The organism is Nostoc sp., assembly GCF_036916985.1.
Lineage (GTDB): Bacteria > Cyanobacteriota > Cyanobacteriia > Cyanobacteriales > Nostocaceae > Nostoc.
In genome coordinates, this window is sequence record NZ_JBALFD010000028.1 from 1 (window position 1) to 11,382 (window position 11,382).

The 11,382-nt window shown below is 39.9% G+C and carries 12 protein-coding genes and 1 pseudogene; 10 read left to right on the top strand and 3 right to left on the bottom strand.

Annotated elements, in window-relative coordinates; translation table 11 throughout:
- The 7 genes and pseudogenes from V7L07_RS11730 to V7L07_RS11760 form a co-directional block, all read left to right on the top strand.
- Positions 1-384, top strand: a pseudogene (locus V7L07_RS11730) (sigma-70 family RNA polymerase sigma factor); the annotation flags it as partial.
- A 301-nt stretch (positions 385-685) separates the two neighbouring features.
- Entirely contained in the window at positions 686-1,456 is a 771-nt protein-coding gene (locus tag V7L07_RS11735; RefSeq protein WP_335057926.1) for a class I SAM-dependent methyltransferase, read from the top strand.
- Entirely contained in the window at positions 1,453-1,809 is a 357-nt protein-coding gene (locus V7L07_RS11740; RefSeq protein WP_335057928.1) for a hypothetical protein, read from the top strand. Before V7L07_RS11735 ends, V7L07_RS11740 begins: the two co-directional genes overlap by 4 nt.
- A gap of 30 nt (positions 1,810-1,839) precedes the next feature.
- Complete coding sequence (locus tag V7L07_RS11745; RefSeq protein ID WP_335057930.1) at positions 1,840-1,998, top strand: hypothetical protein; 159 nt, start codon at positions 1,840-1,842, stop codon at positions 1,996-1,998.
- A 159-nt stretch (positions 1,999-2,157) separates the two neighbouring features.
- A complete protein-coding gene (locus V7L07_RS11750) occupies positions 2,158-3,426 on the top strand; it encodes a sensor histidine kinase (RefSeq protein WP_335057932.1) in 1,269 nt (422 codons plus the stop codon).
- A gap of 164 nt (positions 3,427-3,590) precedes the next feature.
- Positions 3,591-3,839 (top strand): hypothetical protein, encoded by a 249-nt coding sequence (locus V7L07_RS11755; RefSeq protein ID WP_335057947.1) that lies wholly within the window; start codon positions 3,591-3,593, stop codon positions 3,837-3,839.
- Between the two features lie 380 nt (positions 3,840-4,219).
- A complete protein-coding gene (locus tag V7L07_RS11760) occupies positions 4,220-5,467 on the top strand; it encodes a hypothetical protein (RefSeq protein WP_335057934.1) in 1,248 nt (415 codons plus the stop codon).
- Positions 5,468-5,779: 312 nt separating this feature from the next.
- Here the strand turns inward: V7L07_RS11760 and V7L07_RS11765 are convergent, their stop codons facing one another.
- Complete coding sequence (locus tag V7L07_RS11765; protein ID WP_335057936.1) at positions 5,780-6,046, bottom strand: hypothetical protein; 267 nt, start codon at positions 6,044-6,046, stop codon at positions 5,780-5,782.
- 38 nt (positions 6,047-6,084) lie between these two features.
- The gene (locus tag V7L07_RS11770) at positions 6,085-6,228 is read right to left on the bottom strand and encodes a hypothetical protein (protein ID WP_335057938.1); all 144 of its coding nucleotides are present in this window, start codon (positions 6,226-6,228) and stop codon (positions 6,085-6,087) included.
- 154 nt (positions 6,229-6,382) lie between these two features.
- Between V7L07_RS11770 and V7L07_RS11775 the strand changes: the two genes are divergently transcribed.
- Positions 6,383-6,562, top strand: a complete 180-nt coding sequence (locus tag V7L07_RS11775; protein ID WP_179069987.1) for a hypothetical protein — start codon at positions 6,383-6,385, stop codon at positions 6,560-6,562.
- 372 nt (positions 6,563-6,934) lie between these two features.
- Here V7L07_RS11775 and V7L07_RS11780 read toward each other — a convergent pair whose 3' ends face one another.
- On the bottom strand, positions 6,935-8,278 hold the full coding sequence (locus tag V7L07_RS11780) for a flavin-containing monooxygenase (RefSeq protein WP_335057940.1): 1,344 nt from the start codon (positions 8,276-8,278) through the stop codon (positions 6,935-6,937).
- Positions 8,279-9,069: 791 nt separating this feature from the next.
- Here V7L07_RS11780 and V7L07_RS11785 point away from each other — a divergent pair.
- Positions 9,070-10,023: a cytosolic protein gene (locus V7L07_RS11785; RefSeq protein ID WP_335057942.1), complete on the top strand. Its 954-nt coding sequence runs from the start codon at positions 9,070-9,072 to the stop codon at positions 10,021-10,023.
- Positions 10,024-10,096: 73 nt separating this feature from the next.
- Positions 10,097-11,332 carry an AIPR family protein gene (locus tag V7L07_RS11790; protein WP_335057945.1) on the top strand — a complete coding sequence of 412 codons (1,236 nt, stop codon included), beginning with the start codon at positions 10,097-10,099 and terminating at the stop codon, positions 11,330-11,332.
- The last annotated feature ends 50 nt before the right edge of the window (positions 11,333-11,382 follow it).

An 11,382-nucleotide genomic window follows, 5' to 3' on the forward strand; every position in this document is an offset into this window, starting at 1 on the left:
CCAGTGGAGTTAATTCTTCATCAAGGGGAACGAGCAAAGCAGAAAATGGTGACTGCTAACCTACGGCTGGTGGTGGCGATCGCTAAAAAGTACCAGAATCATAATTTAGATTTTCTCGATTTGCTCCAAGAAGGGGCACTGGGACTACAGCGTGGGGTCGAGAAATTTGACCCTAACAAAGGCTATAAACTATCAACCTATACTTATTGGTGGATTACCCAGTCAATAACACGTGCTGTAGCAGATAAGTCTCGCACTATTCGTTTACCAATCCATATCAGCGAAAAGTTAAACAAAATCAGGAGAGTACAGCAGCAACTATCTCAATCTTTGGGTCGTCCTCCAGTTGTAGCAGAAATTGCCGAATCTTTAAATCTATTGCCTTTTGTCAATGCGTAAGTCCTATATATGTGAAGCTACTATCAACTAAGTAATAACCCAAGTTCATGAAGTTAAATGTAATTTAGCTGTTTACATTTAAAGAAATTAACAGGATGACAATTTCAGGCTAGCTACTCCTTTGAAAAGCCTAGTTTTTAAACACAAAATCGATAAGCAAACTAAAATCGGTAAGATCAACCTTATCAATAAAACAGATTCATTATTAAATGATAGATGTTCGGGATTTTAGTCCGATTAGACTAAATTAAGTAACCATAAAACAAGTATAAATCAATACTGACAAATGTCAAATGTGAATCACAAAAACTCAACTAAAAACTTATATAATCGCACAGCATCAGAATGGATTAGAGGAGAACCTACTTCCCTGTCAGACTTTACAGCCCGCCCTTTTGTGCTAGAGCTTTGTGAGCCTGTTGCTGGGTTGCGAGTACTTGATATAGGTTGTGGAGAAGGTTATTGCAGTCGAGAATTACGCCGACGTGGTGCTGCACAAGTACATGGAATAGACCTTTCCCAAGGCATGATTGCAGCCGCAAACTTGCAAGAAGTAGAAGATGCTTTAGGTATTAGCTATGAAGTAGGATGTGCTACCAATCTCAAGCAGTTTAATGATGGCGAAATTGACCTAGTTGTTGCAGTATTTCTATTTAACTATTTGACAATTGCTCAAACCCAAGAATGTATGGCAGAAGTTGCACGCATTCTTCGTCCGGGCGGTCGATTTGTATTCAGCGTTCCCCATCCATCTTTCCCGTATATGCGGGAGGCAGCATATCCGTTTTATTTTCAAGTCGAGGGTGCAGGCTACTTCAGCAAGCGAGATCAGCAGTTTCCTGGTCGTATTTGGAAACGAGATGGTTCTTGGCTAAATGTCCAATTGATTCACAAAACTCTTGAAGATTACTTTAATGCTCTGAAAATGGCTGGCTTCAATACCATGCCAACTTTACAAGAATTGCATGTGACTCCAGAACATATTGCAATAGATGAATCATTTTTTAGCCCCTTAGTTGACCAACCCCTCCACCTAGCCCTACAAATATCACGATGACACAGACATCTTCTTTAGTTAGAAATCCCTTCCGTGAAATAACAGTTAATCATCCTCTATGGAATCATGAGTTTTTAACTCGCTGTCGGGCTGGAAATTTATTTTTACCAGACATACAGGTACTAGCTGTTCAGATGTACAAATTCTCCAAAGAATTTAATCGGATCTTGGCTAGCATTTTGTCTTGCTGCCAAGATGAAAGTAGTCAGTTAGTCATTTTGGAAAACCTATTTGACGAAATGGGACAGGGAGATATAACTCAGTCTCACCCAGAATTGTCAGGTTTGACACAGAAGTTCATATTACCCAAAGCCAAAGTCGAGATGATGGGGCTGAACATGATGAATTTTTAGTGATTTATAAACCAAATTGAGTGCAGTAGCATGGCTCCTCCTCACCTTACACTTTCACCAGAGTCGTTGACGAAAGCTTTTCCCTTCCACTTTGCCTTTAGCCGTAATCGGGAAATTATCCAAACTGGTGATGTTTTAGAGCGCATCAGTCCTGAACCATTGGTTGGTAAATTGATTCTAGAGTGGTAAAACTCGCTAGAGTAGATTTTTCATGATTGAAATAGGCGTAAATAGGTAAACCAAAATTTTCAATAATAACGAATTTACTACGTTTAAGTTTTTGCTCTAGCTAGTTTTGCCACGCTAGAATTGATTGAGCATCATTTCCAGATCAATCGCCCAAAAATTTTGGTTGATTTTGATGCTATTAGTAAACAGTCTCGTGCCCTGTTCATATTAGAGTTTCTCCACAATGGAATGCATCTCAAGGGTCAGATGATGTATGAACCAGAGCAGGATGTGATATTTTTTTTAGGTTCTCCCTGGATTACAAATACAACTAGCCTGGCTCCTCTGGGTATCAAACTCAAAGACTTTGCGATTCACGACCCAATTGTTGATTTTCTGTTTCTACTACAAGCTCAGAACATTGCTTTGGCTGATGCCAAAAAGTTAACAGGTGAATTGAAACAACAAAGGGCACAACTACGGAGTGCGCTACAAATCAAGGAGAATTTAGCAGAAATTGCTGAGGCTCAGTCGAAAAAATTGGAAAAATCCCTTCGTGACTTACAGCAAACTCAAGCTCAATTAGTCCAAGCTGAGAAAATGTCCAGTCTGGGACAGTTAGTTGCAGGAGTCGCTCACGAAATCAATAATCCTGTTAACTTTATTTACGGTAATTTGAAATATGCAAGGGATTATACGGAAGATTTGCTGAAGCTTGTGCATCTTTACCAACAATTTTATGCCAATCCTGCTTCAGAAATTCAAGAATACATTCAGGAAATTGAGTTAGATTTTTTACTAGATGATTTGCCCAAAATCCTCAATTCGATGGAAGTAGGAGCCGAACGGATCTCTGAAATTGTCTTGTCACTGCGGAATTTCTCTCGTCTTGATGAAGCGGAGAAGAAAAGAGTTGATATTCACCAGGGAATTGATAGTACTTTGCTGATTTTACAGAGTCGTTTCAAGAATAGTGTTGAGCATCCTGGTATCAAAGTAGTGAAAAATTATGGAAATCTGCCTTTAGTAGATTGCTACGCTGGTCAACTCAATCAAGTATTCATGAATATTATCAGTAATGCCATAGATGCGCTCGATCACTATAACAGTAAACGTGCGATCGCAGAAATTCACGCCAGTCCTAATAAAATTACAATTACTACGGAAGTCATTGAAACGAATTGTGTGATCCGAATCGCTGATAATGGTTCAGGAATGACGGAAGCAGTTAAGGAAAGACTGTTTAATCCATTTTTCACAACTAAGCCTGTAGGTAAGGGTACAGGATTAGGTTTATCAATTAGCTATCAAATTGTAGTTGAAAAACATGGAGGAACACTGAGATGTGTATCAGAGCCTGGGCAAGGAACTGAGTTCTTGATTGAAATTCCCCTATCTATGGACAAACAAGTAGTTAATTGCGTGAAATCATTAAGTTTAATTAAATAGATATCTCCAGAAATTAAATATGCGTTAACCAGAATCCTTGTAGAGATGTAGCACTGCTACGTCTCTACATTCTTTTTCACCAGATGTCTAATATCCATATTTGGTATTTTCTGTCAATGCGTAGCTCCTATATCCTTAGAAATAGAACACCGATTACAGAACCGATGCCCAGCAAAACTATTGAAGTCCGAGAGTACACCGTTAGAGCGCACAAGCGGGAAATTCATACTCGCGTTTTCAACTTTGTGTGTAAGCAGTGCGAACAACCCACACAACGAGAAACTTTTGGTGTGCGACCGCTATATTGTGAAAGATGTCGTCCGCCACAAGCACCCAAGAAATCATTAGTCCCTCTCAAGAAAAGAAAACCCAGAGCTATGACTTATAAAAGTGATGAGGGTTTAGCAAAATAATCTGGGAGCATTTTTAGCAGACAAGTTACAAACAAAAGCAGTTCTGATGAATAAAGATTGATAAACATCAAACAAGATGCTTCTAGGTAGTTATTCCCAAAGCATCTTGAATCAATTTTGGACAATGAAAACGATTTCATTGCTATTATCGATCTATTGCTCCCGTGATGTTGTACGTATTTAGCTAGCGGTATATTTGATCAGCTAGTTTCATCAGTATAGGAATCCTATCTGATTTCTGAACATGATTTCAGATGAAACCCTGAGAAAATAGGCTTTTCAGTCTCAGTATTTTTTCAAAAATCAAATCGGAGTCCTATATCAACAAAAAAATGTACTCATAGTACAGGGGATAGCGGTTTTGGTGAAATTAAAAGTTTATGGATAATCAATCACAATTACAGCCTCCTCCTGATAACTTCCTTGCTTCCCTATTATCATTAAGAGACTACTATGATCCGATTGTGGAAAAGTACGAAAAGTTATACATACAAGCTTTAGCAAATCTCAATCACATAGAAGCGCTATTATCTGTCTGGTCTGATAACGGCAATCTGCCAACCCTAGAGGTGATTAATCAGTCAATCGCTTCTACTTTAGAAAACTTGCCCTTGGAAGACAAAGATTCCACACAAGAACCGAAACTCAACTCGGTAGAGCCTGTTAGTTCTCAAATGCCTTTAACAGAATCTACTAAGCAAGATATCAACGCACCGATAGTCATTAGTGAGTCAGCCCTGACTGCTTTTGAAAATCTGTCGTTGAGCAATAGCGATGTTTACTCCGCTCTGCGCCTACACACTTCTGAAATGGCAGTCAATTTGGTAGAGCCTAGCGATTCTGAGGTTCTAGCAACAAATAATTTAGAGCTAGAAGCCCCATTCCAAGAATTTCAAAATATCCAGCGCCTGTCAATAGAAAGTGAGGTAGTTACAACAGCACCTGAAGAAAATTCGTTAGCAGTAAATAGCGATCGCACTCAATTGCCACCAGCAAATACATCATCAGAAAAATCGCTCTCTTTGTCAGAGATTCCAATCTTGCTGGAATATCAGTCTCTCAACCGCACCGAAGCTATCCTAAAGGTATTGCAAAAACACAGGGGTACTGTATGCCACATCGATTTTGTGGTGCGCTCGCTCTATGGTGATTTAGAGCCAGATATTTTCAAAGTAGTAAAAGGCAGAGTTCAATCTACGTTGACTTATGGTAGAGAAAGCGGTAGATGGTCGCTTGTTCCTGGGAAACCAGGTTCTTTTACCCTAGATTTAAAATTGCTCAACTCCAATCGTACTACTTCTTCTAACAAGAGCAAAAACAAAAACAGAAAGCCTGATCCACAGGCACAAAGTAATACTATACCAATGCAAGGAGAATTTTTCGGGCAGTTTTTGATTGATGCACTTACCTCTTTGTTGCAACAAAATCAAGGAAGAGTTTTCAATGTGGCGGAAATTATCGAAGAATTATATGGAGAACTTGATCCATCAGATGTGATCAAAATAAAGCCCAAAGTACTGAACGAATTATCACGAGGGTATCGCATAGGAAGATTCTCAAGAGTGCCTGAAGAAATCGGACTCTATACCTTTGACTCGAAATTGTTGCAACAGGCAAGCCATAGCTGAAATATTATGTCTCATCTGTGATAGGTATTGAAAAAATATTCGCCCTCTCCCAAAAACAAAGTGCTATCTAAGCAGTACGAATAACCCAACACTCGTGAAACTTTTGGGCTACGACCGCACTAATGTGAAAGATACCGCACTTCTCGCACTCTTAAACCACCCAAACAATCATCAGTGCTTTCTCTGAAGAAGAGGAAACCCAGATCCATTACTTATAAAAGTGATGATGGTCAGGCGGGGCGATTCTTCGTCCCTACATATTGGATGGAATGAGTGGAGAGGTGTGGACTACTAGCTGTAGCTACCAACTTTTCACTCGGATATCCCTGCATCAATCATTTTGGCTAGAGACTCTGTATTAAATCTCGTCAGCGATTCCGCTAACTGCTGAAAATATCGGTATTGATCATCTGAATATTGCCCTGGCTCCAGTTCTAAAAGCTGACAAAACTTGAAGTAATCAACTTTCCAATTATATTCAGCAATACCATTGGTGAACTCTTTGGCTATTTGACGTGATTCAATGCTGGCTGTTGATGCTTGACCATTGTGGTTGTAAGTGCTGCCAAGTTCTGTCATATTCCTCACTAAATAGTATATTTGTATTAATAACTATTTTAGTTTTCTCTGACGATTAATGAAAGTAGGACAAAGGCAGAAGCGGTTCCCTCCAAAGCTGCCAGTTCAATTTGGTGAGAAAGATGTTTACAAGTGTACCAACCAACTAATTGATTATTTTCTAAATACAGTACCTCTGTCACAGATAAATTGTAGCCCTGCTAGCTAACCTTAATTCGTCCCACACTTATAGTAATATCGAATTCCTGAATTTATTATATTATGTATTGTCCAATGGGTTTAGATTGTCGTCAAATGACAGGAGTTGACTATCAATGCTCCAACATTTCTACTTGTATGCAAAACTCCCCTAAACCCTCAATGGTGAAAATTATATTTTATGCACTTCACCAACAGATATGTGATTTAAAAGATATTAAGATCGACCAAAAACTACTTAATGAATTACTTGAAGAAAATCAACAAGATGTAGAATCTTTCTTAGAGAATTGGGAGAACTTAGAGAATTTACAGTAATCCAATTTTCTTCAGGCGCGATAGTAATCCAGTTCGGGTGCTATAATTTTTTTTTTGCATCTGCTTAATAGAAGCTTTGAACTCCTCTCCTCTCATGATTAGCTCCTTCGACAATACTGAGGCTGAAGACCTTATAAAAAGCTCTCAATCACCAGAGGTGGTTAAGACAAGATTCAGTAGCGAGAAATCAAAAAATAAGAAACGCTTGTGGGATTAAAGTTACAACTTACTTACCACAAGCATTTTGGGTAGCCAATACCGCACAACCGTTTTGCGCTGTTGTGGTGTATGGCTTGGTTTTAGTAACAGAAAAATTTTAGTGTGAGGCATTGGAATGAACTGTCTCATTTACAATGCTTGGCTGATCACCACTCAGAAGTCTGCAATAGCGGCGGAAATTCGTTGTTTGTGTTTTGGACTGTCCAAGGGTGGGAGTGGATGATTCTGAAACTGGGAATCAATTCGGTGAGCTTTTTGAACCGTCCGTTGAAAAAACAGATTGGCTAATTTTAATTCCCGAAAAATCTTTTGCGGATCTTCAAGATGGCTTGTGGGTAGTTGCTGTCCCATTTTTTTGAGGACTAGACCCATAGGAATTTTAATTTCATCCTGAAGTTCAAGAAAACGGGTAAATATGGGTGCAAAAGCGGAAATTAAAGAACCAGCACCTCCTCTAGCTTGTCCCCAACCGATGTAGTAAATTCCTTTGTAATCTTCAAGAAATGACCCTCCATAACATTTCACTGTTGCTCCTTCCACCCGTTGCAGTTCTGGAGGTAGAAATGGATAGGCAACATGAAAACCAGTTGCACAAACAATTAAATCAAAGGTTTCTCGACTACCATCCGCAAATTCAACTTCCCCGCCATCTAAATGTCGTACCTCTGGCTTATAGGTAATGCGACCGTGTTTAATATAGTAAGGTACCTCATTATTTAAGGTCGGATGCTTATCAAAAATTCGATATTTGGGTTCGGGTAGACCATAATCTTTGTGCTTACCGAAGGTCAGCAGAATAATTACATAAGCCATAAACCTCTGAAACCATTCAGGCATCCACCATTCAATTAAATCTAAAACTGGAACACCTACAAAGGTTTTGGGAATAAACCACACAGATTCACGCATACTCAACACAGATTTAGCTCCCACCCTAGCTGCTTCTGCGGCTACATCACAAGCTGAATTCCCTCCACCAATGACCAGAACTCTCTTACCACGTAGTTGTTGGGGATTTTTATAATCTTTGGAGTGAATTATCTGCCCATCAAATTCTCCTCTGAATTTGGGAAAACGTTTGCACCAGTGATGACCATTACAAATGATAATCCCTTTGTAAATTCGCTGTTCCCCATTATCAAAGGTAACTTCCCAGAGATTATTCTCAACAGGTCGCACGTAGCTAACTTGACGATTTAGTTCAATATTTTTACGTAACTCAAAATGGTCAGCAAAGGAGTTTAAGTAATCCAGTATATTTTGAGCGCTGGGAAAGTCCGGATAATTATCCGGCATGGGGAAATGGGTAAATTGGGTAATCTTCCGTGATGAAATAATGTGTGCAGTTTCATACACACCATGATACCAATTTCCACCAATATCATCGCTAGCATCAACTTGGTCGTAGGGAATACTCGCGCTCTTAAGCGCTTCAGCCATGCCCAATCCCGCAAAACCAGCCCCAAGAATTAAATGCTTGTGAGCAGTGTCCAACATAATTCTTAATTTTACTTGACTATTTTCTAAACTTTTGGAAGATACCAAGCTAACCAACTCAAAAAGAGAGAATATCTCGTGAGGATATGAAAAGCACAGGGTAAAATATCAGGGAATACGTGCAATTGATAGGCAACAAGACCTCTAAGTATTTGTGTAAAAATCACCTGAACAATTTTTATGTGAAAGCTAAAATTAGCAAGCTATTCCAAATAAATTTGGTACAATTGATTTTGACATGATGCCTAATTGCTACCCGCATTACCTGTGTTGGATCTGTTGTCATATATTCCGGAACAACCTAGTTTATCTTGGCGAGAGTTCCATATCGTTCCGATTGTAGAATTGGAGTACGACTAAAAAATTGATAAACATCGGGAAGCTTGACGTTATATTCCTGAACTTCATTATTGTGTTGATTTCTGCCGAATTATTATTAGTTTCAAATGTTAGGTGAACTGACGATTTTAAAATGTAGCAGCTAATACGGTATTTCCATTTTAAACCAGGCGGAAAATATTTCTAGAAAATATCAATTTTTTTTTCATGTTTTAAAAAGAAATTTTTAGTGTGGTGAGATTTTCAGCACAGTGTAGCATAGCACCAGAAGCACCAGTGATTGGTCGTGAAATTCGGCAACTCTGGGTTGGAAAACAATGAATTTGAGCAAGGTTCCCTCTCTTGAGTGCGATCCGCTGTTGGTATCTTCCTCAACAGAATTGCTCCTTGCCTAAAGTTATACCAGGGCAATTAGTAATACAATCAAAGGCGTGAGTTCGCCTGGAACGAGTATGACCAATGCCAACCCTCAAACCGAATATGATTCGCCCTGGAAGCAGATACTACAACTGTATTTTCAAGACTTCATGCTGTTTTTCTTTCCGCAAGCATATCGGGAAATAGATTGGACACGACAGCCTGAGTTCTTGGACAAAGAATTAGAGCAGGTGGTGCGTGATGCCGAACTAGGGAAAAGACTGGCAGATAAATTGGTAAAAATATACCGCATTGGTGGTGAAGAAACTTGGATACTGATACACTTAGAAATCCAATCCCAGTCGGAATCTGATTTTAGCGAAAGGATGTTTATCTACAACTACCGCATCTACGATAGATATAAGCGGTCAGTAGCATCCTTGGCGGTTCTAGGTGATGAGCAGGTAAACTGGCGACCAAATCAGTTTGGTTACGAGTTGTTTGGCACTAAAGTTGAGTTTCAGTTTCCAATTGTCAAATTGCTAGACTATCAACAACGTCAGTCGGAATTAGAAGCCAGCCGTAACCCTTTGGCGACTGTAGTGATGGCACATTTAGCAGCATTACAAACTCTTAGCGACAGGTTAGAACGTAAGCAGCAGAAACTAAGTTTAGTGCGGAGATTATACCAGCAGGGTTTTGAGCGTGAGGATGTTCTAAACTTATTGGCTTTTGTAGACTGGGTATTGACACTCCCCTCAGATTTAGAAGGAGAGTTTCTTTTTGAAGTAGAACAATTGGAGGCAGAGCAACGTATGCAGTATGTTACTTCTTTTGAACGCAGTGGTATTCGGTTAGGACTACTAGAAGGGATTGAATTAGGGTTAAAACTGAGATTTGGGACTGTTGGGTTAAGCCTGTTACCATCCATTTCAACAATTGAAGATGTGGAGCAATTAAGAGCAATTCTTTCAGGGCTAGAAACGGTGAGTACTATTTCCGAATTGCGTCAAATTTATCAATCGCCCACAACCGATACCCAGCAATGAGATTGAGCATCGCCCAATAGACCTATCCTCTCCTTTCTCCATAAGCCCAAAACGAATTTAACGAAAACAAACTATGCCCAAGACTTGGAATATTAAGATAGATAACTATTTTCAAGCCAACCCCAACTGCATCATCGCCACAGCCCATGTAGACTCATTCCCAACAGACCTGCCCCTAGAACCCAACATCAGGGAACCCAACCGCAAAAGCGCAACCTACAGACAAATCTTCGACTCACTGACCACCGAACCTGGAAAATTCTTCTCCCGCCACAGTGGAATCGTCCTGTCAGCTAATAAAGTTAAACCTGTCAAGAACAAAACTGAACTGGAGCTAGAAGTCTTAGAAGCTAGCGAGGGGGGTAGCGATGGCATTATCAATGGAGGTCACACAGTTTTAGCGTTTGAGCAAGCTAAAAATTACAAATATGACCTAACCCAAGCCAGGGTAAAAGTTACGATTCACATCGGACTGACTGAAGAATCAGCCCTAGACATAGCCCTGGCCTCCAACACGACAACGCCAGTAGATTCTCGTTCCAAAGTCAACGCCAGGGGTGATTACAAATTCATCAAGCAGTATTTAGCCCAGTTAGAACAGAAAGAAGATAGAAAATTCCGCATTGCCTATTACCAAAACCAAAGCGGCGCTCCCAGAAATGCCCAGTGCAATGTTACCCATTTGCTCAAGCTGCTTTACTGCCTTGACAGAAATAAATACAACCCCGACAGCAATAAACGAACCAAACACCCAGTAGGAATGAGTCTTCCGAGTAACATCACAGACGCAGAAAGGGAAAGATTAACCGCTTTACTGCCTCTCTTGACTCATGCTCTATGGATAGAGCAAAGACTCTACGAAATAATCCAAGAACATATCAGCAACCCCAGAAGAAAGGGTGCCAACGATTTAGCTTCAATAGATATACGTAAAACGACGTTGTTGCCTGACAGCAAGTATTCATTCGGGTTTGGTGCGCCAACCGACTTGGCACTACCGATAATTGCGTCCTATCGTGTATTTCTCGATAAAGACTATAAATGGATTCTGCCGTTTAACGAATTCGCTGAAGATTTCCTGCAACACTTGTGGACGAACTATTTTCGTAAATATTTGGTGTCGGAGAAAACAGCAGGGAATACAGTCGGTACAAAAATCAGTCGTAATCAAGAGATTTGGGAAAGTCTTTATATCTCGGCGCAAAGTTATCTGAATCAGCACTTGATGCAAATGGTTAACTCCAGTAAGGAAGAAAAACCGAAGGTGACACAAGGTGCAAAAGGGCGTGTGCAAGCAGGTAAGAAATAATAGTACAAGGTTTCTATTGAGAGATTCGTTTTGGATGGGCGATGGCTTTT

Bases quoted from the DNA above. Each gene is read 5' to 3' on its own strand.
- V7L07_RS11755 (WP_335057947.1), top strand. From the start codon at position 3,591: ATGCCCAGCAAAACTATTGAAGTCCGAGAGTACACCGTTAGAGCGCAC.
- V7L07_RS11765 (WP_335057936.1), bottom strand. From the start codon at position 6,046: ATGACAGAACTTGGCAGCACTTACAACCACAATGGTCAAGCATCAACA.
- V7L07_RS11790 (WP_335057945.1), top strand. From the start codon at position 10,097: ATGCCCAAGACTTGGAATATTAAGATAGATAACTATTTTCAAGCCAAC.
- V7L07_RS11760 (WP_335057934.1), top strand. From the start codon at position 4,220: ATGGATAATCAATCACAATTACAGCCTCCTCCTGATAACTTCCTTGCT.
- V7L07_RS11735 (WP_335057926.1), top strand. From the start codon at position 686: ATGTCAAATGTGAATCACAAAAACTCAACTAAAAACTTATATAATCGC.
- V7L07_RS11740 (WP_335057928.1), top strand. From the start codon at position 1,453: ATGACACAGACATCTTCTTTAGTTAGAAATCCCTTCCGTGAAATAACA.
- V7L07_RS11785 (WP_335057942.1), top strand. From the start codon at position 9,070: ATGACCAATGCCAACCCTCAAACCGAATATGATTCGCCCTGGAAGCAG.
- V7L07_RS11780 (WP_335057940.1), bottom strand. From the start codon at position 8,278: ATGTTGGACACTGCTCACAAGCATTTAATTCTTGGGGCTGGTTTTGCG.
- V7L07_RS11775 (WP_179069987.1), top strand. From the start codon at position 6,383: ATGCAAAACTCCCCTAAACCCTCAATGGTGAAAATTATATTTTATGCA.
- V7L07_RS11745 (WP_335057930.1), top strand. From the start codon at position 1,840: ATGGCTCCTCCTCACCTTACACTTTCACCAGAGTCGTTGACGAAAGCT.